Origin of the sequence: Glycomyces sp. YM15 (assembly GCF_016918015.1) — a bacterium.
Classification (GTDB): Bacteria; Actinomycetota; Actinomycetes; order Mycobacteriales; family Micromonosporaceae; genus Glycomyces.
Window position 1 is genome coordinate 1 of record NZ_JAERMK010000012.1, and the last position, 26,781, is coordinate 26,781.

Consider the following 26,781-nt stretch of genomic DNA (forward strand, 5'->3'; position numbering starts at 1 on the left):
GCAGGAAAGCATGCCGCTCCGCGGTCAGCTTCCTCGGGCCCTGAGCTTTGGTCCGGTTCTGACGGATCTGGAAGTCCATCGCAATCCCTTGTAGATCAAGGTGTTGCAACGACTCCTAGAACCCAAGACTGCCACCGGCCCTTTCGCGTGCCCGGCGCGCAGCATGCAAGCTGTTGACTGCACTTGCCAACATCTATTGGCAGGTGTTGCACCACCGCACTCGGCGACCTCCTCGTCATCCGCGTCCCCCTCGCCGGCGACATCACCGGACCGAAGCCGACGCCGCCCTGGCATACCTGCGCGACGAAGCCCTCCCGAACGCCTTCGACGACACCGCGACCCGTATCGCCGTCACCTTCCGCTCCTGGGTCCTCCCGCTCGCCTCGATCGCCCTCAACCTCCTGTCGATCGGCGCCGCCTGCCGCTGGCGATCCTCATCGACGCGACGCTCGTGCGCGGCGTGCTGCTCCCGGCGGCGCTGTCGCTCATCGGCGACCGCGCCTGGGGCCGGCCCACTGCGACCGGGGGCTGACCGGCGGCCCGCCGCCACCGCGCGGGCTGCGCCGGCGAGACGACCCCGGGGGGACGCGGCACACGGGCGCGTCTCCCCGGGAGTGAGGACGGAGCGGCACCGGCCGTGTGCCGGACCCCGGTGCGAGACGGTGTCTGCTAGAAACCTCCCATGGCTGAGAAACCCGGATTGCCCCTGCGCAGAAGTCTCGCGAACACCCCGCCGCTCACCGCAGGCGTCCTCTTCGGCGTAGGTCTGGCCGTCGCCACCGCCGCCGTGTGGGCCGTCCAAGAGCTCGGCACCGTCATCATGGCACTCATCGTCGCCGCGTTCCTCGCGGTCGGCCTCGAGCGCATCGTCGGCGGCATGACCAATCGCGGCTTGCCCCGCTGGCTCGCGATGACCCTCCTCTTCCTCGGCGTCGCCATCGTCTTCTGCGGCGGCATCGCCGCGATCATCCCCGCGATCGCCCGCGAGTCCGCCGAGTTCATCGAGAAGGCGCCCACCTACTACCAGACCCTCATGGACAGCGCCCTCGCCGACCGCTTCGGCGGCGAGGACGGCCTGCTCAAACGCGCCGAAGGCGTGCTGACCGCCGAGAACATGACCAAGGTGTTCGGCGGCGTCGCCGGTGGCGTCGCCTCCTTCTTCGGCGGTCTGGTGTGGACGGTCACCACGATCCTGCTGACCGTCTTCATCCTCGCCTCCTACGTCCAGCTCCGCAGAGGCATGGTCCGGCTCTTCGCCGCCTCCCAGCGCGAGCAGACCGACCGGATCATCGACGGCATCCTCCGCCAGATCGGCGCCTACCTCATCGGCGCGCTCGCCATCGGGGCGCTCGCCGGGATCTCGTCGTGGATCTTCATGGCCATCGCGGGCATCCCGTACGGCGCGCTGCTGGCGCTCCTGGTCGCACTGCTCGACCTCATCCCGCAGATCGGCGCCACCATCGGCGCCGTCGTCGTCACGCTCGTGGCACTCGCCGTCTCTCCCATGACGGCCGTGGCCTCGGCGATCTTCTTCATCGCCTACCAGCAACTGGAGAACTGGGTCATCTACCCGACCGTGATGCGCAGCGCCGTCAAGGTCTCGAACCTGGCGGCGATCGTCGCCGTGCTCGTCGGCGGCACCCTCTTCGGCGTCGTCGGCATCGTCCTGTCGGTGCCCGTCTACGCCGCGATCCGCTTGATCGGCAAGGAGATCGTGATCCCGCGCCTCGACAACTCCTGATCCCACCGGACACGACGAGGCCGGAGGCGCCTACCCGCACCCGCCCCGGCCTCGTCTTCACGTCCAGGACAGGCGGCTCATGCCGGTCCGCCCCCCTGCCCTCAGCGAACGCCCCCGAGCGCAAGGCCGAAGCGGCGGCTCGGCCCCACCCCGGGACCGTCCCGCCGGCCCGTTCGACGGCTCGAACGGAGAAGCGGCACGGGCACCGGCAATGCACCTAGACTTGAAGGACCAGCCCTCGGAAAGCACGAAGCCAAGCGTCGAATGCATCAGAGGAGATGAGGACTGTGCGAGCGAAAGTGGGCGACCGACTGCGTTTCAGAGGACGCCAGGTCGGCATGAAAGAACACACCGCGGAGGTCGTAGCGGTACTCGGGGAAGACGGGCAGCCGCCCTACCGCGTACGCCACGACAACGGGCACGAAGCCGTCGTCGCCCCCGAATCGGATTGCGTCGTCGAACACCACGACGAGCGCGGCACCGGCTGACCGCCGGCCGCAGCCGCGACACCCCGAGCGACCGCGCCGTCGCGGCCCCGTCGGCGGGACCGGCTACAGTCGAGGGACCGGAGCCCTTGGGCGCCAAGGGCTCCACCCGCGAAAGGACGCACCCCCATGGCCGACGGCGAGACCACCGCGATCTTCGAGCAGATCGGCGGCGAAGCACTGGGCAAGACCGTCGAGGCCTTCTACGGATCGGTCCTCAAGGACCCGGTCCTCCAACCCCTGTTCGGCGCGGGTGCACCCCACCACGTCGACCACCTCACCGCGTTCCTCGCCGAAGTCTTCGGCGGACCCACCCGCTACACCGACGACCTCGGCGGTTTCGACACGCTCCTCACCGCCCACCGCGGGCTCGCCATCACCGACGACCAGCGCGACCGGTTCATCGAACTCTTCGACCGCGCCGTCACCGAACACGGACCCGCCGACCCGAAGCTCCGGACCTCGCTCCACGACTACATCGTCTTCGGCACCGAAGTCGCCCAAGTGAACTCGCACGCCGCAGGCGACGACGACCTGCACCCCTGCCAGGAGGTGCCGCGCTGGCCCTAGCGGCGGGCCTCAGCCCGTGGCGAGCTTGGCGGCGAAAGCGATCATCACGGCGCCTACGAAGCCGTTGCCCGCCGCGGCCAAGCGCCTGCGGCGCCGGAACGTCTGCGCCAGTCCGTCACCCGCGACGATGAGCGTCGACAGGTACACCATCGAGCAAGCCTGCAGGATCACGAACAGCACCCCGTAACTGAGCACCGGCCACGCATAACCCGGATCCACGAACTGCACGAAGAACGCCACGAAGAACAAGATGGCCTTCGGGTTCAGCAGACTCGCGATCAACGCGCGCATGAACGGCCGCTCACCCGCCTTCTCCGCCTCCACGGCCCGCACCGCCGACGGCTCGCCGCGACGCGCCGACCGCCAGGTCCGCACCCCGCCGCGGATCAGCCCGAACGCGAGGAACGCCAGATACGCGACACCCGCCCACCGCACCAGGTTGTACAGCACCGGCGACGCAGCGAACATCGACGCGAGACCGGCGGCCGAGGCCACCATCAGCACCGAGTCGCCGAGGAACACCCCCGCCGCCGCCTGGAACCCGGCCCGCCGCCCCTTCCGCGACGCCACCGACAGCACATACAGCGAGTTCGGCCCCGGCAGCAGGATGATGAGCACGGTGGCCACGACATAAGTCCACAGGTCGACGGTGCCGAACACGGGCGGTTCCTCTCAGAGGCCTGACAGCGGGGCAAGGAGCGTGAAACCCCGCCAGTCTATGACCGCCCGAACCGCACCGGCAACCGCGATCTCACCCACCGCCGGCCCGCCGCTGCCGCACCATGCCGCGCAACAGCTCCTTCGGCCCCGGCGCGGGCGGGAGCGGCTCGGACCCGCTCTCCGAGAACGCCCGCAGCATCTGGCCGACCAGCCGCTTCGACGCCGCCGGCCCCGCATCCCCCACGGCCCCCAACACGCCCGCATTGGCCATCAGCAGGATCGGCAGGTCTTCAGGGGAGAAGTCCTCCCGCAGCCGGCCCTCCCGCTTCGCCCGGCCGATCAGCTCCGTGAACGCCTCGAACGCCTCCTGGCGCTGGCGTTCGAGCACCTTCGCCGTGCCGTAGTTCATGGTGAGGACCTCCGCGAACCCGCGGTTGACCGCCTGCAGCGCGCACACGGTCTCGACATAGCCCCGGAAGCCCTCCCAGGCGCTGTCCTCGTCCCGGGCCGCCACCGCGGCGTCCCGGTTGCGGCGCATGGGCTCCTCGAACACCGCCGCGATCAGCTCCATGCGGGTGGGGAACCGCCGGAAGAGCGTCGCGATGCCGACCCCGGCCGCGCGGGCGATGCTCGCCATCGACGCGCCGAGCCCTTCGCGCCGGTAGACATTCCGAGCCGCCTCGATGATCCGGTCGCGGTTCTGCTCGGCGTCGCTGCGAAGCCGCCGGGCGCGCTTGCACATGCCGCTCTCAGAGCTCGGTTCCATGCGCACATCCTAACCAAGTGGAATGACCTATCCGCTTGTGTTGTTACACTGGCCGACGTTTAACGGATAGGTCGCTCCACTTACCGGAGCGGCCCGAACCACCCGCCTCTCAAGGAGACCTCCCGCATGAACGTGTTCCTCTGGATTCTGCAAGGCCTGCTCGCCGCCGCCTTCCTCGCCGCCGGCACGATGAAGGCCACCCAGCCCAAGGAGAAGCTCGCCCCGAACCTCACCTGGGTGAACGACTTCTCCGCAGGGACGGTCAAGCTCATCGGCGCCTCGCAGATCGCCGGCGCGCTCGGCCTCGTCCTGCCCGCGCTCACCGGCATCGCGGTGACCCTCACCCCGCTCGCCGCCGTCGGCCTCGGACTCATCATGGTGTTCGCCGCGATCTACCACATCCGCAAGGGCGAGTACTCGAGCATCGTGGTCAACGCCGTCATCCTGCTCATCGCGGCGGTCATCGTCTGGGGCCGGTTCGGGCCCTACTCGTTCTAGCCGAACCGGCGGCGCGCCCCGGGCCCGCCGCCGTTCACCTCCTCGCGCCGGCCCGCAGCCGCCTGAGCATCCTCGCGTCCGCGAAGCCGACCGCCCGCGCCGCCGCGTCGACCGTCGCGCCCTGGCCGATCAGGTGCTCGGCGCGCTCGAGCCGCAGCACCGACTGGTACTGCAGCGGCGACATGCCCGTCGCCTCCGCGAACCGCCGCGTGAGCGTCCGCTGCGAGACCCCCGACTCGGCCGCGAGATCGGGGAGCCGCAGGGGTTCCGCGAACCGGGCCTCGATGCGGTCCTGGACCCGGTGCACCGCATCCGAGAGGTGCGAGCGGTGCCGCAGCATCGCACTCGCCTGCGGTTCGTCGCCGTTGCGGCGCGCGAACACCACCATCTCGCGCGCCACCCGCCCCGCCACGGCGGGCCCGTGACGCACCGCCACCAGATGCAGCGCCAGGTCGATGCCGCTCGCGATCCCCGCGGAGGTCACCACGCGGTCGTCCTCCGTAAACAGGACGTCACGTATTACTGCAGCGTCAGGGAAACGCCTCGCCAACTCCTCCTGCAGGTCGTGGTGCGTCGTGCACCGGCGCCCGTCGAGCAGCCCCGCCTGTCCGAGCGCGAACGCGCCCGAGCAGACGCTCGCGACCGTGCCGCCGCGGCGATGATGCTCGAACAGGTGCTCCGCCTGCGACGCGGAGAGCCGCGGCGCGCCGGCGGTCCCAGGGGAGCGCCAGCCCGGCACCAGGACCAGATCCGCGGGGCCGAGTTCGGGCCACGCCGTCTCCGCCCGCACCGGAAGCCCTTGGGCCGTAGGCACCTCCGGCGACGCCGCGACGTACCGCAGCCGATATGCCGAGGATCCGCCCGCCTCGGTCAGCACGTCCTCCGCGGTCGAGAAGACCTGCGCCGCGCCCGCCAGATCGAGCAGGTGCAGCTTCGGCACCAGCAGGAACACCACCTCGGACACGGCACCCCCTTCGCTCACCTCACCCGGAAGCACGATCCTGCCACTCGCGCACCAGCGCGTCCACTCGCGTCACCGTCGCGAAACGGCCCGCCAGCGCGTACTCGGTCCGCTCGATGATCGCGTCCGTCCCGAGCGTGCGCGGATCCGCGAGGATCTCCTCCAGGCTCCGGCCCTGTGGCGCGTCGCGGTGCTCGATCGGGTTCGTCGAGGTGGCGTCCGTGACGAACACGGTCCGGTATCCCAGGTCCGAGGCGACCCGCGCGGTCGTCTCGCAGCACTGCTCGGTGCGGATGCCGGTCACCGCGACCTCGCCGACGTCATGCTGCACCAGCAGCTGCTGCGCGTTCGTCGTGGTGAACGGGTTGTGCGAGGTCTTGAACAGCTCCGGTTCGCCCGCAAGGGGTTTGAGCCCGGGCAGGTACTCGATGAAGCCGCGCGCCGGGTCGAACACGGTGCCGGTGCCCGGTTCGATGTGGCGTACCCACACCACCAGGTCGCCGTTGTCGCGGGCGGTCTCGACGAGCGGATTGACCGACGCGGCGAGGTCGGGGTTCGACATGGCTGTCCACATGGGGCGCCGGCGGAAGGATTCCTGGGCGTCGACGACGAAGAGTGCGGTTCTCATGCGGTCAATGCTCGCGCCCGCGAGGCCCATGCGGCCAGACACGATCGCGCCGTGCAGCGGAACGATCTGGTCAGTGAAGAAGCCGTGCCGCCCGATCCTCTCCAGCCCGGTCTCGACCCCGTCGGACTGCATCGGATCGGACGGCACGGCCGTCCATTGAGGGGTTGGCTACAGGCTGCCCAGAGTCCGAAGCCCGGGGAGCGCCTTGCCGTCGAAGTCGAACAGGGCCTGGTTCTCCCAGCCGTTGCCGCTGGCGGGGTCGGCCGGGTCCCAGCCGGCGCCCGCGACGCCCGTCCAGGTGGCCTCCCACCAGAACAGGCCCTTGCCGAGCCCGTTCGGCACGGCCTTGACGACGTCGGCGATCGCCTCGATCCAGTACGACTGGTTCTCGGGGCTCGACGGGAAGCCCGCCACCGGCTCGGGGTCGGTCACGATGTTCGCGAACCCGTCCGAGTCCCCGGTCGTGAACGGGTACGCGGTCTCGACCACGTACAGCGGCTTGCCGTATCGGGTCGCGAGGTCGTTCAGGTTCGCGGCCAGCCCGGACAGCTCGCCGTGCCAGTACGGGTAGAACGACGCGCCGATCGCGTGGAACGGCACGCCGTTCGCCACCGCGTTGTCGAAGAACCACTGGAACGCGCCGCTGTTGCCGCCCTCGGCGAGGTGCAGGATGGTCTGCGCCTTCGGAAGGACGTCCGCGACCGCGTCGCATCCGGCGGTCAGGAGCTCGGCCATCTGCTCGAGCTGGTCCCAGCGGCCGTCGGGCCAGATGAGCCCGCCGTTGGTCTCGTTGCCGACCTGCACGAGGCCCGGCTTGACGCCGGCGTCCTTGAGCGCGCCGAGCACGTCGGCGGTGTGCTCGTACACGGCGGTCTTCAGGTCGGCGAAGCTCATCGCGGTCCACGCCGCGGGCTTGTACTGCTTGCCCGGGTCGGCCCACGTGTCCGAGTAGTGGAAGTCGACGAGGAGGTCCATCCCGGCCCGCTTGGCGCGCTTGCCGAGTTCGACCACCTGGGTCTTGGTGTTGTAGCCGTCGGCGGGGTCGACCCACACCTTGGCGCGGATGCAGTCGATACCGTTCTCGGCGAGGATCTTCACGGCGTCGCCGCGGCGGCCGTCGGCGCGGCGGTAGACCGCGCCGAAGTCCTCGTTCTTGATGAGGCCGGAGATGTCGGCGCCGCGGACGAAGCCGCGCTTCGAGTGCCGGCGGGCATCGTCGCCGAGCGTTTCGGCGAGGGCGGGGGTAGCGGCGGCGGCCGCACCGAGGCCGAGGACGCCGGCCCCGGCGGCGGTGAGGGCGGTTCTGCGCTTCATGAATTCGGTTCCAATCGTCGAGGGATCGAGGGATCGAGGGATCGAGGGATCGAGGGATCGAGGGATCGAGGGATCGAGGAGTGGGGTCCGGGCCCGCGAAGTGCGCCGCGGGCCCGGACCGCCGGGGGGTCGGGTCTAGAGGGTCCCGAGAGTCCGCAGCGCCGGAGTGGCCTTCCACGCGAAGTCGAACAGGGCCTGGTTCTCCCAGCCGTTCTTGCTGTTCGGGTCGTACGGGTCCCAGCCGTTGCCCGCCACCGCGGTCCAGGTGGCCTCCCACCAGAACACGCCCGCGCCGCGGCCGTTCGGCACGGCCTTCACCACGTTGGCGATCGCCGTCAGCATGTTCTGCTGCCCCGCGTAGCTGGCCGGGTAGCCGGAGACGGGGGTCGAGGCGCTGATGATGTTGCCGAAGCCGTCGCGGTCGCCGGGGTTGAACGGGTACGCGGTCTCGACCACGTAGACGGGCTTGCCGTAGCGCGCGGCCATGTCGTTGAGGTTCGACTGCAGGCCCGAGAGCGAGCCGTGCCAGTACGGGTAGTACGAGGCGCCGATGGTGTCCCACGTGACGCCGCGGGCCTGCATGGCGTCGAAGAACCAGCGGAACACCGAGTTGTTGCCGCCTTCGGCGAGGTGCAGCATGACCTTCGCGCCCGGCACGGTCGCGCGGACGGCGTCGGCGCCCGAGATGAGGAACTGAGCGAGGTTGTCGAGCTGGTCGTAGCGGCCGGTGGGCCACAGCATCCCGGCGTTGAGCTCGTTGCCGACCTGCACCATCTGCGGGGCCGCGCCGGCGGCGCTCAGCGCTCCGAGGACGTCGGCGGTGTGGTTGTAGATCGCCGTCTTCAGCTGCGCGACACTGTAGTTCGCCCAGGCCGCGGGTTTGGTCTGCGCGCCCGGGTCGGCCCAGGTGTCGGTGTAGTGGAAGTCGACGAGCACGTTCATCCCGGCCGCGCGGGCGCGCTTGGCGACGTTCACGACGTGGGTCTTGTTGTTGTAGCCGTCGGCGGGGTCGACCCAGACCTTCAGGCGGATCCAGTTGACGCCGCTCTTCTGGAGGATCCAGATCGCGTCCTCCCTCCAGCCGTCGGCCCACATGTACACGCCGCCCTTGGCCTCGGACTTGGCGAGGCTGGAGATGTCGGCGCCGCGTGCGAACGAGGTCTGGGCCTGGGCGGACTCGGCCGCGCCGAGCGCCAGGGCCGGCGCGGCGAGCGCCGCGACGGCGGTGGTGAGGGCAGTTCTTCGCTTCATTGCGATCACGTCCTTGAGAAGGTAGAGCCTTGCGATTGGGGGAGCGGCCCGCGGGCCGCGGAAGGGTTCAGTTCCCCGCGTGCGCGAGGACGACGACCTCGCCGGCGGGAACCGGGACGCCGTCTGCGTAGACGGCGCCGGTGAGGGCGTCGGTGCCCCGGAGGCCCGGGACGTGATGGTCCTGACCGGAGTGGTTGATCAGGAAACTGAGGGGGCCGCGGCGGACCGCTTCGATCCCTTCGGGGATGCCTCGCGGCCGTGCGACACCGGCGGTGTCGAGGACTTCGGCGAGGAGCTCGCGCAGGCCCGTCGCGTCATCGAGCGCGGTGGCCGCGTACCAGGCGGTGCCGGAGCCGACGCGGTGCCTCGTGATCGCGGGACGGCCGGCGTCGGGGCCGTCCGCGAACGCCGCGACGGACTCCGCGCCGTCGAGGCGCACGTGCTCGGACCAGATGCGGCCGCTCGCGCGGGAACCGGAGACACCCGGGCTGAGGGCGAGCCTGGTGCCCTCGTGGACCGGGTGGAACTCCTCGATCCACAGGCCGAGCGTCTCCCGCAGCACGGACGCGTGCGCGCCGGGGTGGACGGTGTCGTGCTCGTCGACCACCCCCGAGAAGTACGAGACGAGCAGGTGGCCGCCGCCTTCGACGTACCCGCGGAGGTTCTTCGCCGCCGCGGCGGTGAGCAGGTACGAGGACGGTGCGATCACGGCCTTGTAGCGGCCCAGGTCGGCCTCGGGGTGGGCGAAGTCGACCGTGACGTGCTGCTTCCACAGCGACGTGTAGTAGGCCTCGACGCGCTCGCGGAACTCGAGCTCCACCGAAGGGCGCCATTCGAGTTCGAGTGCCCACCAGGACTCCCAGTCCCACAGGACCGCGACGTCCGCGCGCACGTCGGCGCCGACCACAGTGGCGAGTTTCTTGAGGTCGTTGCCGAGCGAGACGACGTCGCGCCACACCTCGGTGTCGGTGCCGCCGTGGGGGAGCATCGCGGAGTGGAACTTCTCGGACCCGGCGCGTGAGGCCCGCCACTGGAAGAACATGAGGCCGTCGGCGCCGCGCGCCACATGCGACAGCGAGTTGCGGCGCAGTTCGCCTGGGGTCTTGGCGATGTTGCGCGGCTGCCAGTTCACCGCGGAGGTGGAGTGCTCCATGACCATCCACGGGCCGTCGGCGACGGCGCGGGTGAGGTCGGCGCTCATGGCGAGCTCGATCTCGTGCTCCTCGCGCTCGGCGATGAGGTAGTGGTTGTTGGAGACGACGTCCACATGCTCGGCCCAGCGGAAGTAGTCCATGTCCTTGCAGTTGGGCACCATGAAGTTCGTGGTCGCGGGGGCAGCGGAGTGCCGCGCGATGATCGCTCGCTGGAGCCGGTAGTTGGCGATGTGCGCGTCGTTCGAGAAGCGCATCCAGTCGAGCTGCAGGGCGGGGTTGACGCCGGGCGGAGCGATCGCGGGGGCTTCGACCTGGTCGAAGTCGCGGTAGGTCAGGCCCCAGAAGGCGGTGCCCCAGGCCTCGTTGAGCGCGTCCACGTCGCCGTACTTGTCGGCGAGCCAGCGGCGGAAATGCGCGGCGGAGACCTCGCAGTAGCACTGAACGTTGGCCCAGCCGTACTCGTTGTGCAGGTGCCACATCTCGACGGCGGGGTGCTCGCCGTAGCGGGCCGCGAGCTGCTCCACGATGGAGGCGCACGCGTCGTTGTAGACCGGGTGCGAGGGGCACACGCCGTGGCGCGAGCCCGAGGCCATGGTGCGGCCCTCGAAGTCGACGAGGCGGATCTCGGGGTGCGCGCGGCGCAGCCATGAGGGCGGGGCCGAGGTGGGGGTGCCCAGGTCGACGCCGATGCCGCTCTGATGCAGCAGACTCATGACCTTGTCGAGGCCGGTCCAGTCGTATTCGCCGGGGGCGGGCTCGATGAGGCCCCAGTTGAAGATCCCGAGGCTGACGAGGTTCACTCCCGCCTCGCGCATGAGGCGGACGTCCTCGTGCCAGACCTCCTCGGGCCACTGTTCGGGGTTGTAGTCGCCTCCGTAGCGAATGGTCTGCACCGTGTCTCCTGTGAGGTTCCTTGCATCAATGCCTGTGAACGTGCACAGTACTCGACGCGTAGCGATCGCGCAACCTGAGGTTCTGTCGAGCGCTGTTTCAAAATTGTGATTGTTTCATGAAGAATCTTTGCTCTAAAAGCAGACATTAGGTGCATAACTTGGTTGCTAAGTGCATGATGAGTCGCTAGATTCGTGTAATCGTTCACAGCCCGGTGGCGCGCTTCATACCCTCAGCGCCGACCAGGCCACCACTCACCGAGACAAGGACTTGACATGCGCAGCAAAGGTGCTCACGCGGGACCCTCCCTGAACCGCCGCAACCTCCTCGCCCTCGGCGGCGGCGTCGCCGCGGCCGGAACCCTCGCCGCGTGCGGCGGCCCCGAGGAAGACGAGAACACCCAGAGCGGCGGCCTCGAGTGGGACGCCGACGCCCAGCAGTACGTGATGGAGGACGACATCGCCTCCGGCAAGGCCGCCCTCAAGGTCTGGTTCGAGCAGGACTACGTCGCCGAAGCGATCATCGCCGCCTTCACCGAGCAGTTCAAGGGCGTGAAGGTCGAGTACGAACTCGTGCCCCAGAACGACGCCGTCGAGAAGATGACCACCGCCGGCGAGGCCGGCCAGGGCGCCGACGTCTACATGTCCTTCTACGACCAGCTGTCCCGCGCCATCGACCAGGGCGTGGCCGCCCCCCTCGGCGAATACGAGACCGTGCTCAAGGGCCGCATGAGCGAGACCTTCACCGGCGTCGTCTCCGGGGGCGAGGACGGCACCATGCACGCCGTCCCGGTCACCACCGAATCGATCGCGCTGTTCTACAACAAGACCCTCCTCAAGGAGCTCACCGGCTCCGACGCCCCGGCCGCCACCTGGGAGGAGATCAAGGCCCTCGCCGCCGAGTACAACGACTCGTCCAAGAACCGGTGGACCGTCCAGTTCACCCCCGGCGAGATCTACCACGCCTACTCGATCCTCTCCGCGGTCGGCTGGCAGCTCTACCCCGACCTCGACCCGGCCGAGCCGAACTTCGACGATCCGCTGCTCGTCGAGGCCCTCGACTACTACGCGGGCCTCCGCGAGGTCTTCAACGTGCCCGCCGCCGACGCCACCGAGGAGAACATCCGCCAGGAGTTCGCCGCCGGCAACACCCCCTACGCGATCAACGGCCCCTGGGCCTTCGCCGACTCCGACGCGGGCGCCGAGGCCAACGGCTTCGAATACGGCGTGACCGTGCTGCCGAGCGTCAACGGCGGCCAGCCCGCCAGCTCCTTCGCCGGCATGCACACCGCCGTCGTCTCCGGCTACACCAAGTACCCGGCCGCCGCCCGAGTCTTCGCGGCCTTCCTCGCCTCCGACGCCGGCGCCGCCGCGCTCTACGCCGCGACCGGCCAGATCCCGGCCCTCAACGCGGACCTGCTCGCGGGCATCGAAGGCCTCGCCGACGACCCCCACGTCGCCGGCATCGTCGAGCAGTCCGCCCAAGCCGACCTCATCCCGCAGGTCCCCGAGTACTTCTGGGAGGTCGGCAACACCCTCGCCGTCGACGTGTGGGACTCCCTGAGCTCCGCCGCCGACGCCCAGACCAAGGCCGTCGACACCTACAACGAGCTGCACGGACTCTAGGAAACTAGGAACCCTCACACGATGAGCAACGCTCCAAGCAGCAAGCTCCCCGCACTGGTGCCGGGCCTCGCCTCGGCACTGGTGTGGGGGGCCGGCCAGCTGATCAACCGCCAGGCGGGCAAAGCCGCCTTCTACTTCGCGTTCTTCGCAGGCCTGGTCGGCTGGGAGATCGCCTCCGGCAACTACTACGCCGGAATGGACTTCACGCCGCGCGGCAACGGCGGGTTCTTCGTCAAGGGCCTGTGGGGCCTGTTCACCCTCGGCACCCAGTCCCGGCAGATGACCCTGACCGGGCTCTCCGAAGGCGACAACTCCATCACCCTCCTGGCCAGCGGCCTCATCGCGCTGCTCGTCCTCGCCCTCCTGGCGATCATCTGGATCTGGGGCATCCGCGACGCCGCCGCCTACCGCACCGCGCTGGGCGCCGGCGGCCCCCGCGAATCCTCCGTGTCCTACTACCGGCGGCTGTGGGAGAGCGCGTTCGCGTACATCATGCTCTCCCCGGGCCTCGTGCTCGTCGTGTTCATGTCCGTGCTGCCGGTCCTGTTCGTCATCCTCGTCGCCTTCACCAACTACAACCGCGACCACCTGCCCCCCAAGAACCTCGTCGAATGGGTCGGCTTCGACAACTTCGGCGCGATCCTCTCCGGCTCCGCCTGGACCGACACCTTCCTCGGCGTCCTAGCCTGGACGTTCGTGTTCGCGCTCGTCACCACCGTCGCCTCCTACGCGCTCGGCTTCTTCCAGGCCGTGCTCCTCGCCGACAAGAAGGTCAAGTTCCCGCGCGTGTGGCGCTCGATCTTCCTGCTGCCCTGGGCGGTCCCCGCCATCGTCTCGGCCCTGGTGTTCCGCTCCATGTTCAACGGCCAGTTCGGCCCCATCAGCCAGTGGCTCGTCGACGTCGGCCTCACCGACGACCGCGTCTACTGGTTCACCGACGCTTCGAATCCGAACCTCGCCCGAGCCGTGGTGCTCCTCATCAACCTGTGGCTCACCTTCCCGTTCTTCATGGCCCTCGTCGGCGGCGTGCTCACCAACATCGACGCCAGCTACTACGAGGCCGCCCGCATGGACGGCGCCAGCGCCCTCCAGCAGCTGCGCCACATCACCCTGCCGGTGGTCCACAAGACCGTCGCGCCGCTGCTCATCCTCTCGTTCGTGTCCAGCTTCAACAACTTCGGCGTGGTCTACTTCCTCACCGAAGGCGGCCCCGACAACGCCGACTACCGGTTCGCGGGCAGCACCGACCTGCTCGTCACCTGGCTGTTCAAGCTCACGTTCGAGACCCAGCTCTACAACATCGGCGCCGTGATGAGCCTCTTCATCTTCCTCATCGTCGGCACGATCTCCGTGTGGAACCTCAACCGCTCCAAGGCGATTCGGGAGCTTTGACCATGACCAAGACTGCCGAGCGCGCCGCGCCCCGCACCGCCGCCCCCGCAGCCCGCCGCCGGACCGGCCGCCGCGAAGGCCTCTCCACGGCCCTCATCCACGTCGAACTCGTCGTCGTCGCCTGTCTCGTGATCTTCCCGCTCCTGTGGGTCGTCGGCGCCTCCCTGAGCCCGGGCGACGGACTCGGCGAGGTCTCGCCGTTCCCGTCCGAGGCGACCATCGCCCACTACGCGGACCTCTTCACCGAGACCTCCTACGGCCGCTGGTACCTCAACTCGCTCTACGTCGCCGTGCTCAACATGGTCGGCTCGGTCGCGCTCGCGGCCGTCTGCGGGTTCGTGTTCTCGCGCGTCAAGTTCAAGGGCCGCAAAGCGGGCCTGCTGAGCATCCTCATCCTGCAGATGTTCCCGGCCTTCCTGGCCGCCATCGCGGTGTACATGCTCTTCCTGAACTTCGGGCTGCTGGACTCCCTCACCGGACTCGCGCTGGTGAGCATCGCCGGCGCCCTGCCGTACAACATCTGGCTCATGAAGGGCTACACCGACAACCTGCCCGCGAGTCTCGACGAGGCCGCCGCGATCGACGGGGCCGGGCGCCTCACGATCTTCGTGAAGATCATCCTGCCGCTCATGCGGCCGATGCTCACGTTCGTGGCGATCACGCAGTTCACGCTGCCGTGGATGGACTTCATCCTGCCCCGGCTGGTGCTGCAGAGCGCGGACAAGCAGACCGTGGCCCTCGGCCTGTTCAACATGATCAGCTCCGAGTACGCCAACTCGTACACCACGTTCGCCGCCGGCGCCGTGGTGCTCGCCCTGCCGATCACGATCCTCTACATCGTCCTCCAGCGCTACCTGGTGACCGGCGCGAGCGCCGGGGCCGAGAAGGGATGAGGGCTGTGCACATTTACGGCTCGCAAGCTTCGCCGAGGGCGATGCTCGCTCCCATTCGCGGCGCCGACGTCTCGATGACCGCCGAGATCGAACAGCTCGGCGCGGTCTTCCGCGCCGACGGCACGGCGCACGACCTCTTCGAGCTCCTCGCCTCGCAAGGCGTCAACTGGATCCGCCTGCGCCTGTGGGTGGACCCGCGCGACGAGTCCGGCGCGCCGTACATGGGCGGCACGAACGACCTGGCGACGACGATCGCGCTGGCCCGCCGCGCCAAGGCGGCGGGTCACGCGGTCCTGCTCGACCTGCACTACTCGGACTTCTGGACCGACCCGAAGAAGCAGTCCACGCCGAAGGCGTGGCGCGGCTTCAGTGGTGAGGCACTCGAAACGCGCGTGCGCGACTGGACCTCCGATGTGCTCGCCGCGCTCGCGGCGGCGGACGCCGCTCCGGACATGGTGCAGGTGGGCAACGAGATCACGAACGGGATGCTCTGGCCGGAAGGCGGGACGCCCAGGTTCATCGATGCCGAGCGCCGCTTCGAGGGCGAGGACGCGGCCGCGTTCGACCGGCTCACCGGGCTGCTGCACGCCGGTGTCGCGGCCGTGCGCGCGGCGGGCGATGCCCGGGTGATGATCCACCTCGACTTCGGCGGCGCCAACGAGCTGTACCGCGGCTGGTTCGACCAGGCCGCGGTGCGCGGCCTGGACTTCGACGTGATCGGCCTGTCCTACTACCCGTACTGGCACGGCTCCCTGAAGGACTTGGGCGCCAACCTGAACGACCTCGCCTTGCGCTACGGCAAGGACCTCGTGGTGGTCGAGACGGCGTACGCGTGGACGGGGGCGTCCCCGGCCGGGCACCACCAGGTGTTCACACCGGAGCTGGCCGAGGCGGGCGGCTATCCGGCCTCGCCGGAGGGCCAGGCCGCGTTCCTGCGCGACCTGTATGCCACTGTGGACGACGTTCCCGGCGGGCGCGGCCTGGGCATCGTCTACTGGGAGCCCGCGTGGCTCCCGGTAGCGGGCACCACCTGGGCTTCGCGGGCCGGGATGGAGTACGGCGACGACGTGGTCGACGAGTCCGGCAGCTCGTGGGCCAACCAGGCGCTGTTCGACTTCGACGGGAACGCGCTGCCGTCGCTGCGGGCGCTCGGCGGCGGTGCGGGCGGCGGAGCGGTCGCCGTCCCCTTGGGCGGCCTCCCCGCACACCGCTCGGCCGGCGCTTCGGAGCGGGCCTCCGCCCGTGGTGATGGCCGGGGCGAGCGATAATCGAGTGAGACACAAGGGAGAGCTGAGCATCTTGACACGGAAACGACCGACGATCCACGACGTGGCCGAGGCCTCGGGCGTCTCGCGCGGCACGGTCTCCCGCGTCCTCAACGGCAAGGCGAACGTCTCGCTGTCGGCGGAGGCGGCGGTGCGCCGCGCGGTCGCCGAGACCGGGTACGTGGTCAACCGGGCCGCGCGGAGCCTGAAGACGAGCCGGACCGGTTCGATCGTCATGGTGCTCTCGGAGCCGCAGGAGCGCCTGTTCGAGGACCCGAACTTCTCGGTGCTCATGCGGGTGGCCACGAATCAGCTCGCCGAACGGGACATGTCGCTGGTGCTCATGATCGCCGGGGACGACGGCGGCCGCGACCGGGTGGCGCGCTACCTGCGCGGCGGCCACGCGGACGGCGCGCTGCTCATCTCGACCCATGCGGGGGACCCGCTGCTCGACGAGATCGAGCGGGCGGGCGTGCCGGCGGTCGCCTTGGGCGCGGTCCTCGGACGCGAGTCGGTCATCCCCTACGCCGCGGCGGACGAGCGCGGCGGCGCTCGCGCCATGGCCGAATACCTGGTCGAGCAGGGGCGCCGGAAGATCGGCATGATCACGGGCCCGCTCGACACGCCGGGCGGTTCGCTTCGCCTGGAGGGCTTCACCGGGGTGCTCGGCCGGAAGGCCGGGAAGCAGATGGTCGTGCACAGCGACTACACGCAGGCCGGCGGCGAGGCCGCCATGCGGCGGCTGCTGCGGAACGTGCCGGACCTCGACGCGGTGTTCGTCGCCTCCGACCTCATGGCCGCCGGCGCGTTGCAGGCGCTGCACGCGGCCGGACGCCGGGTCCCCGAGGACGTGGCCGTGGGCGGCTTCGACGACTCGGCGATCGCGTCGGCGACCCGCCCCGCGCTGACGACGGTCCGCCAGCCCCTCGCGAAGGTCGCGGAGGAGACCGTCCGACTGCTCATCGCCCTGCTGGACGATGAGGAGGTCGAACCCGTGATCCTGCCGACCGAGCTGATCGTCCGCGACAGCGCCTGACGCCGGCCCGGCTCGAACGCTCCGGCTCCGGCGCCGTCCGCTCCATACACGACAATCGCAGCCGACTCCTTGCTAATCTTTCGTCACTCTGGGTGACGAGACGATGTGGGCAAGGTGGTGGCGGGCTTGACCGCTGTGTGGTGTCGAGTTCCGGCGCTGTTGGGGGCGATGGTCATCGCGCTCGTCATGCTCGCCGTCCCCGCCCCTGTCGGGGCCGGCGTCTTCTCCTCCGACATCGTCGGCGCGTACATCACGCCGACCGCGCACCCCGACCTCTGCATGTCCGCCTCCTCCGCGAGCAACGGCGGCGCCATCAGGTTGCGCGACTGCGGCGAGAACGAGGACCTGCAACAGTGGACCATCACCATCGACGACCGGGTGCAGCTCACCTCGAACCCCTCGCTCTGCCTCGACAACTCGGGCAACAAGGACAACAACAACGCACCGCTCCGGCTCACCGACTCGTGCTCCTCCGGTGCGAACAACGCCACCTGGCCTTACCATCTCACGGGCGACGCCGCCACCGGGACCCCGGAGGGCGCCTTCCGCAACACGTACGCCGAGGTGTGCCTGGCGGTGAAGGACAGCGACTTCACCTCGTCGGTCCTGCTCGTCCGCCGCGATTGCAGCAGCACCGCCGTCGACGAGCAGTTCTCCATCGGCCGCGCCGACATGAAGGTCGCGGGAGTCGCGGGCGTCTCGGGCAGGCCCGGCGCGACCGTGGAGACGCAGCTGCGGATCGAGAACCTCGGACCGCAGCACGCGTACTTCAACAGCCTCGCGGTCACCGCCGACCCGGGCCTCACCGTCAACAGCCTCCAGAGCTACCACGCCGCCAGCACCGGTTACGGCGACTGCGTCCTCGCCTCCGCCACGGCAGGTTCCTGCCCCGCCGGTTCGACCTGGTCGGTGGGCGCGATGGGCCTGGTCTACGTCAACGCCACCATCCCCGCGAACGCCGCGCCCGGCACCACCTACGACGTCTGCGGCACCAACACGCTCACCCCGACCAACGACGCGGATCACTCCAACGACACCGGCTGCGCCCAGGTCACCGTCGCCTTCCGCGGCTCCGACCTGGCGATGACGGACACCGGAACCGGAGCCCGGACCGCCGCGACCACGGTCGATCCCGGCGGCACCGCCACCATCCCGTTCACCCTCGCCAACAACGGCACCGATGCAGCCGGCATCCCCAAGGCCACCTTCACGGCACCGGACGCGTTCACCGTCACCGGCATCACCGGTCCCAGCGACTGGACCTGCGACCTGCCCGCCAAGACCTGCACCGGACCGACCGACGCATTCGCGCCCACCGACACGGCCGCGTTCACCGTCACCGGCACCGTCGCCTCAGGACTGACGGCCGGAGGCGACATCGGCGCGGTCACCGCCACCGCCTCGGTCTCCGGCGACTCCAGAGACGCGGTTCGGGGCAACGACACCGCCACCAACACGCTCGCCGTCGACGGCGACGTGACGGTCGACGTCGCCAAGACCGGCGCGCCCGCGGCCGACCCCGGTGACGACATCGAATACGTCGTCACCGTCGCCAACGGCGGCAACTCGGGTCTCGTCGGAGCCGAGGTCGCCGACACCGTCCCCGGCGGCGTCACCGTCGCCTCATGGACCTGCGCCGTCACCGGCGGCGGCTCGTGCGGCGCGGCCTCCGGCAATGGCAACGACATCGCGACCACGCTCGACATCCCCGCGGGGGAGCAGGCCGTGATCACCATCGACGGCACCGTCGAAACGGCCGCGGCCGGGACCACGCTCACCAACACCGCCACCCTCACCATGCCCTCCGGCCTCGCGAACAGCGGTGGCGCCAGTGCCTCAGTGGACACCGTCGTCAACGCCCTCACGAATCTCGAGATCGCCTCGGAGCCGATCGATCTCACGCCGGGGACCGAGGGCGCCGTCACCGCCACCGTCAGGAACACCGGCCCCGCCGCCACCGTGGGTGCCGTCACCGTCACGTTCGGATTCCCGCCCGGTCTCCCGGTATCGAATCTGGACCCGCGCTGCACCGACGACGGGAACCTCACCGCCACCTGCACTCTCGACGGCTTGGAGGAAGGGGCCTCGACCGAGTTCGGCTACACCGCGGCCGTTCCGGCCGACACCGCGTCCGGCACCGTCTTCTCCGGCAGCGCGACCCTCTCCTACGACCTCGACAGCGATCCCGCCGGCAATACCATCGACATGCTGGTGAACACCGGTGACGCGGTCACCGACTTCGGCATCACGGCCTCGGACGCGTCCACCGTCACCCCGGGCCTGAACGGCGCCGTCACGTTCACCGTCACCAACCACGGGCCCTCCACCTCGGCCTCCGACACGACCGTGACCCTCAGGGCTCCGACCGGGGCCGCCTGGGACACGGGCAGTCTGCCCGTCGGGTGCACCGCCTCCTCCGGCACCGATCTCACCTGCCTCATCGCTGCCGGAGCCGCACCGGGAGCCGCGACCGACCTGGGCCTCGACTACATCGTGGACGCGAACGCCGCCTCGGGCATCGCCACCGGCACCGCCCGCGTCGTCAGCGCCGAGGACGGGGAAGCCACGGACGACGCCGCCGAATGGCAGATCGACATCGCCGCCGCCTCGGCCGACCTCGGTATCCTGAAGACCGCTCCCGTCGACGCGGTCAGGCCCGGCGACCAGTTCTCCTACACGCTCACCGTCGACAACGCCGGGCCCTCCACCGCGGCGGGCGTCACCGTCGCGGACACGCTACCCGCGCAACTCGCATTCGTGTCCGCCACCGGAGACGGCGCGACGTGCTCCCTGTCCGGTCAGACCGTCACCTGCGCCTACGCCCAGCTGGCGCCGGGCGCCCGGAGCATCACGCTCACCGTGCGGGTGGACGCCGCCTACACCGGCACTGGAACCGACCTGCCCAACCGCGCCACCGTCAGCGCCGACACCGCCGATCCCGACGCGTCCGACAACGACTCCGGCATCGTCACCCCCGACGTCGGCGAGGCCGTCGCCGACCTCGTCCTGAGCAAGCAGACCACGACGGACACGCCGATCGCTCCGGGCGAGACCTTCACCTACCTCATCGGCGTCGCCAATGACGGCCCGTCGACCGCCACGGGCGCCGTCGTCACCGACACGCTCCCGTCGGCGCTCGGGTTCGTGGCCTCCGACTCGGGATGCGTCGGCACCGCCGGGGAGTACGGCGGCACGGTCACCTGCGCGGCCGGGACGCTGGGGGCCGGGGACGAGGCGGACCTCCTCGTAACGGTGCGGCTCGACCCGGCCTACGTCGGAACGGGCGCCGACGCCGCCGTCACGAACTCGGCAGTGGTGAGCGCGGACACCGCCGACCCCGACAGCGCGAACAACGATGACACCGTCGGCCTGCCCGGAGGGACGGCCGCCGCCGCGAGTGCCGACGTCTCGGTGCTGAAGCACAAGGTCACGGCAGGCACGGTCGCGCCCGGCGAGCCCGTCACGTACACGATCGCCGTGGACAACGACGGACCCTCCACCGCGGTCGACGTGGACGCCGTCGACACCCTGCCGACGGGGATGACCTTCGCGTCCTCCCCGCACGGGTGCACCGTTTCGGGCCAAACCGTCACCTGCCCGCGGATCGTCTCGCTCGCACCGGGCTCCGCCACCGCTTTCGAGGTGGTCGCGTACGTCGACGCCGGTTACGCGGGCGACGGCGCCGACCTCGTCAACGAGGCCGCGGCGTTCTCGCAGAACACGGCAGACCCCGACTCCGGCAACAACACCGACTCGTCCCAGCTGCCCTTGGGCGGGTTGGCCCCCGCGTCCGCGGACCTGTCCGTCACCAAGTCGAGCGCCGCCGACGCCGGGCACGTGTCGCCCGGCGAGACGTTCACCTACACGCTCACGGTGACCAACAGCGGCCCGAGCGACGCCGCGGACGTCGCGGTCACCGACGTCCTCCCCGACTCGGTCGCGTTCGTCTCCGCCGACGACTGCACCGGCGTCGAGGGCGAACTCGGCGGCACCGTCAGCTGCGGACCGCTCGGCGCGCTGGCCGCCGCCTCCGGGAGCAACACCGTCGACTTCGTCGTCACCGTCCGGCTCGACCCCTCGTACTCGGGCACCGGCACCGACGTCGTGAACGCCGCGACCGTCGCCTCCGCCACCGCGGACCCCAACGGCGCCAACGACAGCACCAACCTGGCCGGCGTGCCGGCCCTCGCCGCCGGCAGCGCCGACCTGGCGGTCGCGAAGACCGTGGTCGGCACACCCGAGATCGCACCCGGGGAGACCTTCGACTTTTCGATCGGCACCACCAACCTCGGCCCGTCGACGGCCGTGAACCCGACGCTCACCGACACGCTCGGCGCGGGCATGTCGTGGGAGTCGTACCCGAGCGACTGCGTCGTCGACGGGCAGATCCTGACCTGCCCGCCGAGCGCGCTGGGCGTGCTCCAGCTCCCCGTGCAGCAGACGGCGACGATCACGACCACGGTCAAAGTGGACCCCGGCTACACCGGGGGCGAGCTGACCAATACGGCGACGGCGGCCTCCGACACCGCCGACCCCGTGCCGGACAACGACACCGCGACCACCACCGGCGGCGTCACGGTGACCGGCCCGTCCGCCGACATCCAGACCACGAAGACGCTCACCACGACCGGCGAGGTCGCCCCCGGCGAGCACCTCGACTACCGGATCTCGGTCCACAACGCCGGGCCGTCGAACGCGACGGAGGTGACGGCCGAGGACACCCTGCCCGACGGCCTGGTGTTCGCGGGCGCGGCGAGCGGCTCCTGCACCGGGGACGGGCAGGTCGTGACCTGCGGGCCGACCGACCTGATCGCTCCGGGGGACACTGTCAACCACCTCTACCAGGTCACCGTCGACCCCGGTTACACCGGCTCGGGTGCGGACCTCGGCAACAGCGCCACGGCGATCTCGTCCACCGCGGACCCCGACACCGCGAACAACACCGCCGCCGCCGTCCTCCCGAGCATCGGCGCGCCTTCGGCCGACCTGCGGCTGACCAAGCAGCGCGACGGCTCCGGCGCGGTGACGCCCGGCAACACCTTCCGGTACGCGCTCACCCTCCGCAACGCCGGCCCCTCCGCCGCGCAGAACGCGACCATCACCGATACGCTCCCGGCGGATCTCGCCTTCGTCTCATCCACACAGGACGGATGCTCGGCCGCAGGACAGATCGTCACCTGCGGGCCGCTGGCGTCGGTGCCGGTGGGGTCGCGGACGATCGTGCTCACCGTGCGCCTCTCGGCGGACTACATCGGTGACGGCTCGGAGATCGCCAACACCGCAGCGGTCGTCGCCGACACGGCCGACCCGAACACCGCGAACAACACGGCCACCGCCGGGGCGGGGACCCTCAGCGCGGCCGCACCGAGTGCCGACGTCTCGCTCACCAAGGCCGCCATCGGATCCGGCCCCGTCACCCCCGGCGGACAGTTCGACTACACGCTCACCGCCGCGAACGCCGGGCCTTCGACCGCCACCGGCGTCGTCGTCACCGACACGCTCCCGGCCGGTCTCGGCTTCGTCGCGAGCGACGAGTGCACCGCCGTCGGCCAGGACCTCATCTGCGCCACGATCGGCGCGCTCGCCGTGGGCGCGCAAACCGTCCGCACGGTGACCGTTCAAGTCGACCCGGGCTACACCGGTACCGGAACCGACCTGGTCAACACCGCCGGCGCGACCTCGGCCACGGCCGACCCCGACAGCGCGAACAACGCGGGCACCGCGACCGTGCCCGCCGGATCCGTCGCGGCGCCGAGCGCGGACGTGAGCGTCACCAAGACCGCTCTCGGCACCGACCCGGTCACGCCGGGCCAGACCTTCGCCTACCGGCTCACCGTCCGCAACGCCGGACCGTCCACCGCCAGGGGCGTCGCCGTCACCGACGCGCTCCCCGCTTCGCTGGCGTTCGTGTCCGGCGTGGGCTGCACCAGCGGCACCGGATACGGGGCCACCATCGCCTGCGCCACCGTCGGGGAGCTCGCGGTCGGCGGCGACGCGGTCTACACCCTCACCGTCCGGCTCCATCCCGCCTACACCGGCACCGGTGCCGACCTCGTCGACCTCGCGACCGCAACCGCCGCGACGGCCGACCCGGACACTGCGAACAACACCAGCACTGCCACGGTCCCGGGCGGCAGCACGGCCGCACCGCAGGCCTCGGTGTCGATCACCCAGACCGCCGACGCATCCGCCACGGCCGGTGGCGGCGTCGCGTTCGCGCTGACCGTCGCCAACACGGGGCCGTCGGCCGCTCAGAACGTGACCGTGATCGACACGCTTCCCGACGGTCTCGGCTTCGCGTCTGCGACAGGCGCCTCCTGCGCCGCGAACGGCGCCACCGTCACCTGTGGCCTCGGCACGCTCGCCCCCGCCGCGTCGGCCGCCGTCACGATCGCGGTCGAAGTCGACTCGTCCGTTCCGAACGGGACGGTCCTCACCAACGTCGCCGAGGTCTCCACGAGCACCGCCAACGGCTCCGGCGACACCGTCGCGAGCGCCGAGCTCACCGTCACCGCCGAAGCGGGTCTGTCGCTCTCCCAGTCCCCTCCGGCGGCGATGACCGCCGGAGCGGCAGCGGTCTACACCTTCACCGTCCAGAACAGCGGCCCGTCCGACGCGTCCGGCGTGACGATGGCCGACCGGCTCGACGACGGACTGACGTACGCGTCCGCCGACGGCGCAAGCTGCACGGTGGACGACGCCAACCTGCTCACCTGTGATTTCGGAACCGTGCCCGACGGGGCGACGGCCGACCTCGCCGTCACGGTCCTGGTCGACGCCGCCACCGCCGCGGGCACGCAGTTCACGAACACGGCCACACTCGCCACCGCGACGCACAACACCTCCACCGACACGAGCGCGGAGGCCACCGGCCCGCCGGTGAGCGTGACCGCCGACCTCTCGACGACCAACGCCGCCATGGGATCCACCGCCGTCGCACCCGGACAGACCTTCTCCTACCGGCTGGCGGCCTACAACAACGGGCCCTCCGACGCGGTGAACCCGGTCGTCACCGACCAGCTCCCCGCGGCACTGGCCTTCGTGTCCTCCGCCGACGGCTGCACCGGAAGCGCGGGGGCGTACGGAGCCGCGGTCACCTGCAGGGGCGGCGCGACGCTCTCCGCCGGAGGCGAGGCGGCTTTCACGATCACAGTGAGGCTGCACCCGGCCTTCACCCGTACCGGCACCGGCATCGTCAACCGGGCTACCGTCACCGCTGACACGCCCGACCCGCTGCGCGCCAACGACACCGCGACGGCGGGCCTGCCGACCGGCGCCGCCGCCGCGCCGATCGCCGACCTCTCGGCCGTCATGACGCTCGATGCCACCGGTCCCGTGAGGCCCGGGGGTACCTTCACGTACACGCTGACCCTCGCCAACCAGGGGCCGTCGGCCGCCGCGGGGCTGACCTTCACGGACACACTGCCCGCGCCCCTCACCTGGGTCCAGGCCGTTCCTCCCGCCAACGCGTGCCGACGCGACGGCCAGACCGTCAACTGCGCCACGAACCAGGTCATCCCGGTCGGCGCCACCAAGACCGTCACCGTGACGGTCGCGCTCGACTCCGCCTACACCGGCGACGGCTCCGACCTCGTCCACTCCGGTGTCATCGCCTCGGCCACCGCCGATCCGGTGCCGGCCAACAACACCACCACCGCCGCACCGGTCAACTCGAGTGCGCCGCAAGCGGACCTCATGCTCACCAAGGGCTTCGCCGCCTACCCGGGGAACCTGGTCGCACCCGGCGACTCCATCGACATCCTGTTGAGCGTCAACAACTACGGGCCCGGCGACGCGACCGACGCGGTCGTGACCGACGCGCTTCCGCCTCAGGTCGCCTTCGAGTACTCGGACTACGGCTGCACGGGTGAACCAGGCGTATACGGCGGCACCGTCACCTGCCGGGTCGCGGACGCCATCGCCCCGCACGAGGCCCTCGCCTTCGTCGTCACCGTCCGCCTGCACCCGGACTACGTCGGCGACGGGTCGGACATCTTGAACACGGGCCTCGTGAGCGCCTCGAGCAGCGACCCCGCCCAAGGGAACAACAGGGCGACCGCGACCATGGCGGGCGGCACGGTGTCGACCCCGGTCGCGGTGACGGAGGTGACGATCGTCAAGTCCGCCCCTGACCGGATGGTCGCCGGAGAGGATGCCGTCTGGTCCGTCACGGTGGCCAACGACGGTCTGTTCCTCGCCACGGACGTCACGGTCACCGACGAACTGGACCCGGACACGACCTTCGTCTCGGCCTCGCCCGCCGTCTGCTCGGCCATCGGACAGGTGGTCAGCTGCGACATCGGCGGTCTCGAAGCCGACGGCGCCTCGACGATCGACCTCACCGTCGCGGTCGACGAGGATGCGGCCGCCGGCGACACGATCGCGAACACGGCCACTGTGGAGGCCGGAAACGATCCGACCCCGGACAGCGCGACCGCAGTCGGACCGCCGATCCAGAGCCGCGCCGACCTCGCCGTCACGAAGACGTTCGACCCGAGCGCCACGGGGCCCATCACGCCGGGCACCACCTTCGACTACCTGGCCACCGTCGACAACCTCGACACCGCCGACACCGTCGAAGGGGTCATCCTCACTGACGCGATCCCCGCGGGGCTCGACTTCGTCGAGGCCCGGAATGCGGCGACCGATGAGGACATCGACTGCACTGAGACTGCGGGGACCGTGGTCTGCCCGGTCGCCGACGCACTCGAACCAGACTCGTCGGCGACCATCGCCCTGACGGTCGAACTCGACCCGTCCTACCGCGGCGACGGCCAGGACATCACCAACACCGCCACGGTGTCCTCCGACGCCTTCGACCCGAACGACGCCAATGACACCGGTTCGGTCACGGGTCTGCCCGGCGGCGTGGGCGAACCCGTCTACGACCGGGTCGTCACGACCTCCGCCGAGACCGCCGAACCCGGCGCGACCACCGAGGTGGTCGTCGCGGTCGAGTCGCGCGGACCCTCGACCGTCGACGAATCGGTCTCCATCACGATCGGGATGCCTGAGCACGTCGGCGCGGTCGCGTCCGAGTTGCCGCCCGCATGCACGGTCACCGCGGATCGCGACACCGTGACGTGCGAGATCGACACCGACCTGGCTCCCAGCACCGAGACCGACGCTTCGGGTCCGCTGGAGTCGCCGTGGCTGCTCGAAGCGATGGCGATTGCCGAAGCCGCTTCCGCGACCTGGTCGGCGTCGATCCTGGTCCACATCGACGAGGACGCCCCGGAAGGGGTCGAACTGACCGGAGGGACCACGGTGCTCAACACCGACGCGAACGACCCGGACGGCACCTCAGACGCCGACGCGTGGGTGATCCGCACGATGGCCGGCGGCGACGACGGCAGCGACGGTGACGGGGACGGTGACGGAGACGGCGGCAACGGGGACGGCAGCGCCGACGGAGGCGACATCGGCGACGACGGCGACACCGACCGGGGTCTGGCGTCGACCGGCGTCGGCGTCCTGGCGCCGATCCTCACCGGACTGGGTGCGATCGTGACCGGCCTCGTCGTCACCGCGGCGGCTACAAGTCGCCGCGCGCGGCGATAGGGACCGCGTCCGCGGCCGTGTCGTCCGGCTCAGGGCCCGCGAGTGGGCTACAACGGACTCGGGACAGTGCACAAGGGATGCGGGGGAACA

Annotated in this window: 17 protein-coding genes; 10 read left to right on the forward strand and 7 right to left on the reverse strand. The window is 70.4% G+C overall.

The genetic code is table 11. The annotated features are described in order from the left end of the window. The first annotated feature begins 682 nt into the window (after nucleotides 1–682). The 3 genes from JHY01_RS14280 to JHY01_RS14290 all read left to right on the forward strand — a co-directional run bounded on the left by JHY01_RS14280 (nucleotide 683) and on the right by JHY01_RS14290 (nucleotide 2,796). Nucleotides 683–1,741: an AI-2E family transporter gene (locus JHY01_RS14280; RefSeq protein ID WP_205326329.1), complete on the forward strand. Its 1,059-nt coding sequence runs from the start codon at nucleotides 683–685 to the stop codon at nucleotides 1,739–1,741. A gap of 278 nt (nucleotides 1,742–2,019) precedes the next feature. Next, the gene (locus tag JHY01_RS14285) at nucleotides 2,020–2,229 is read left to right on the forward strand and encodes a DUF1918 domain-containing protein (RefSeq protein WP_275889783.1); all 210 of its coding nucleotides are present in this window, start codon (nucleotides 2,020–2,022) and stop codon (nucleotides 2,227–2,229) included. A 126-nt stretch (nucleotides 2,230–2,355) separates the two neighbouring features. Continuing rightward, nucleotides 2,356–2,796, forward strand: a complete 441-nt coding sequence (locus tag JHY01_RS14290; protein WP_205326331.1) for a group II truncated hemoglobin — start codon at nucleotides 2,356–2,358, stop codon at nucleotides 2,794–2,796. Nucleotides 2,797–2,805: 9 nt separating this feature from the next. Here the strand turns inward: JHY01_RS14290 and leuE are convergent, their stop codons facing one another. Together leuE and JHY01_RS14300 are read right to left on the reverse strand one after the other, a co-directional pair. After that, on the reverse strand, nucleotides 2,806–3,456 hold the full coding sequence (gene leuE / locus JHY01_RS14295) for a leucine efflux protein LeuE (RefSeq protein WP_205326332.1): 651 nt from the start codon (nucleotides 3,454–3,456) through the stop codon (nucleotides 2,806–2,808). Nucleotides 3,457–3,547: 91 nt separating this feature from the next. Further along, the gene (locus JHY01_RS14300) at nucleotides 3,548–4,222 is read right to left on the reverse strand and encodes a TetR/AcrR family transcriptional regulator (protein WP_205326333.1); all 675 of its coding nucleotides are present in this window, start codon (nucleotides 4,220–4,222) and stop codon (nucleotides 3,548–3,550) included. Between the two features lie 126 nt (nucleotides 4,223–4,348). Here JHY01_RS14300 and JHY01_RS14305 point away from each other — a divergent pair, with 126 nt between their 5' ends. After that, nucleotides 4,349–4,720, forward strand: a complete 372-nt coding sequence (locus JHY01_RS14305) for a DoxX family protein (protein WP_205326334.1) — start codon at nucleotides 4,349–4,351, stop codon at nucleotides 4,718–4,720. A 34-nt stretch (nucleotides 4,721–4,754) separates the two neighbouring features. On the opposite strand, the gene JHY01_RS14310 is transcribed toward JHY01_RS14305, so the two are convergent. The 5 genes from JHY01_RS14310 to JHY01_RS14330 form a co-directional block, all read right to left on the reverse strand. Then, nucleotides 4,755–5,684: a GlxA family transcriptional regulator gene (locus tag JHY01_RS14310; RefSeq protein ID WP_205326335.1), complete on the reverse strand. Its 930-nt coding sequence runs from the start codon at nucleotides 5,682–5,684 to the stop codon at nucleotides 4,755–4,757. Nucleotides 5,685–5,703: 19 nt separating this feature from the next. Beyond that, nucleotides 5,704–6,309, reverse strand: coding sequence for an isochorismatase family protein (locus JHY01_RS14315; protein ID WP_205326489.1), 606 nt, complete (start codon nucleotides 6,307–6,309; stop codon nucleotides 5,704–5,706). Nucleotides 6,310–6,477: 168 nt separating this feature from the next. After that, a complete protein-coding gene (locus JHY01_RS14320) occupies nucleotides 6,478–7,623 on the reverse strand; it encodes an arabinogalactan endo-1,4-beta-galactosidase (protein WP_205326336.1) in 1,146 nt (381 codons plus the stop codon). A gap of 135 nt (nucleotides 7,624–7,758) precedes the next feature. Next, nucleotides 7,759–8,874, reverse strand: a complete 1,116-nt coding sequence (locus tag JHY01_RS14325; RefSeq protein ID WP_205326337.1) for an arabinogalactan endo-1,4-beta-galactosidase — start codon at nucleotides 8,872–8,874, stop codon at nucleotides 7,759–7,761. Between the two features lie 67 nt (nucleotides 8,875–8,941). After that, entirely contained in the window at nucleotides 8,942–10,921 is a 1,980-nt protein-coding gene (locus JHY01_RS14330) for a beta-galactosidase (protein ID WP_205326338.1), read from the reverse strand. A 273-nt stretch (nucleotides 10,922–11,194) separates the two neighbouring features. Here JHY01_RS14330 and JHY01_RS14335 point away from each other — a divergent pair, with 273 nt between their 5' ends. The 6 genes from JHY01_RS14335 to JHY01_RS14360 all read left to right on the forward strand — a co-directional run bounded on the left by JHY01_RS14335 (nucleotide 11,195) and on the right by JHY01_RS14360 (nucleotide 26,691). Beyond that, nucleotides 11,195–12,544 (forward strand): extracellular solute-binding protein, encoded by a 1,350-nt coding sequence (locus tag JHY01_RS14335; RefSeq protein ID WP_205326339.1) that lies wholly within the window; start codon nucleotides 11,195–11,197, stop codon nucleotides 12,542–12,544. A 21-nt stretch (nucleotides 12,545–12,565) separates the two neighbouring features. Further along, nucleotides 12,566–13,936 (forward strand): carbohydrate ABC transporter permease, encoded by a 1,371-nt coding sequence (locus JHY01_RS14340; RefSeq protein ID WP_205326340.1) that lies wholly within the window; start codon nucleotides 12,566–12,568, stop codon nucleotides 13,934–13,936. Nucleotides 13,937–13,938: 2 nt separating this feature from the next. Further along, entirely contained in the window at nucleotides 13,939–14,829 is an 891-nt protein-coding gene (locus JHY01_RS14345) for a sugar ABC transporter permease (protein WP_205326341.1), read from the forward strand. A 41-nt stretch (nucleotides 14,830–14,870) separates the two neighbouring features. Next, nucleotides 14,871–16,097 carry an arabinogalactan endo-1,4-beta-galactosidase gene (locus tag JHY01_RS14350; RefSeq protein ID WP_205326342.1) on the forward strand — a complete coding sequence of 409 codons (1,227 nt, stop codon included), beginning with the start codon at nucleotides 14,871–14,873 and terminating at the stop codon, nucleotides 16,095–16,097. After that, nucleotides 16,078–17,130 carry a LacI family DNA-binding transcriptional regulator gene (locus JHY01_RS14355; RefSeq protein ID WP_205326343.1) on the forward strand — a complete coding sequence of 351 codons (1,053 nt, stop codon included), beginning with the start codon at nucleotides 16,078–16,080 and terminating at the stop codon, nucleotides 17,128–17,130. Before JHY01_RS14350 ends, JHY01_RS14355 begins: the two co-directional genes overlap by 20 nt. Nucleotides 17,131–17,265: 135 nt before the next feature. Beyond that, nucleotides 17,266–26,691 carry a ricin-type beta-trefoil lectin domain protein gene (locus tag JHY01_RS14360; protein WP_307814458.1) on the forward strand — a complete coding sequence of 3,142 codons (9,426 nt, stop codon included), beginning with the start codon at nucleotides 17,266–17,268 and terminating at the stop codon, nucleotides 26,689–26,691. The last annotated feature ends 90 nt before the right edge of the window (nucleotides 26,692–26,781 follow it).

Excerpts from the sequence above, each read along its gene's own strand:
- JHY01_RS14280 (WP_205326329.1), top strand. The coding sequence starts at position 683 with ATGGCTGAGAAACCCGGATTGCCCCTGCGCAGAAGTCTCGCGAACACC.
- JHY01_RS14285 (WP_275889783.1), top strand. The coding sequence starts at position 2,020 with ATGAGGACTGTGCGAGCGAAAGTGGGCGACCGACTGCGTTTCAGAGGA.
- JHY01_RS14290 (WP_205326331.1), top strand. The coding sequence starts at position 2,356 with ATGGCCGACGGCGAGACCACCGCGATCTTCGAGCAGATCGGCGGCGAA.
- JHY01_RS14300 (WP_205326333.1), bottom strand. The coding sequence starts at position 4,222 with ATGGAACCGAGCTCTGAGAGCGGCATGTGCAAGCGCGCCCGGCGGCTT.
- JHY01_RS14305 (WP_205326334.1), top strand. The coding sequence starts at position 4,349 with ATGAACGTGTTCCTCTGGATTCTGCAAGGCCTGCTCGCCGCCGCCTTC.
- JHY01_RS14315 (WP_205326489.1), bottom strand. The coding sequence starts at position 6,309 with ATGAGAACCGCACTCTTCGTCGTCGACGCCCAGGAATCCTTCCGCCGG.
- JHY01_RS14320 (WP_205326336.1), bottom strand. The coding sequence starts at position 7,623 with ATGAAGCGCAGAACCGCCCTCACCGCCGCCGGGGCCGGCGTCCTCGGC.
- JHY01_RS14325 (WP_205326337.1), bottom strand. The coding sequence starts at position 8,874 with ATGAAGCGAAGAACTGCCCTCACCACCGCCGTCGCGGCGCTCGCCGCG.
- JHY01_RS14335 (WP_205326339.1), top strand. The coding sequence starts at position 11,195 with ATGCGCAGCAAAGGTGCTCACGCGGGACCCTCCCTGAACCGCCGCAAC.
- JHY01_RS14340 (WP_205326340.1), top strand. The coding sequence starts at position 12,566 with ATGAGCAACGCTCCAAGCAGCAAGCTCCCCGCACTGGTGCCGGGCCTC.
- JHY01_RS14345 (WP_205326341.1), top strand. The coding sequence starts at position 13,939 with ATGACCAAGACTGCCGAGCGCGCCGCGCCCCGCACCGCCGCCCCCGCA.
- JHY01_RS14350 (WP_205326342.1), top strand. The coding sequence starts at position 14,871 with ATGCTCGCTCCCATTCGCGGCGCCGACGTCTCGATGACCGCCGAGATC.
- JHY01_RS14355 (WP_205326343.1), top strand. The coding sequence starts at position 16,078 with ATGGCCGGGGCGAGCGATAATCGAGTGAGACACAAGGGAGAGCTGAGC.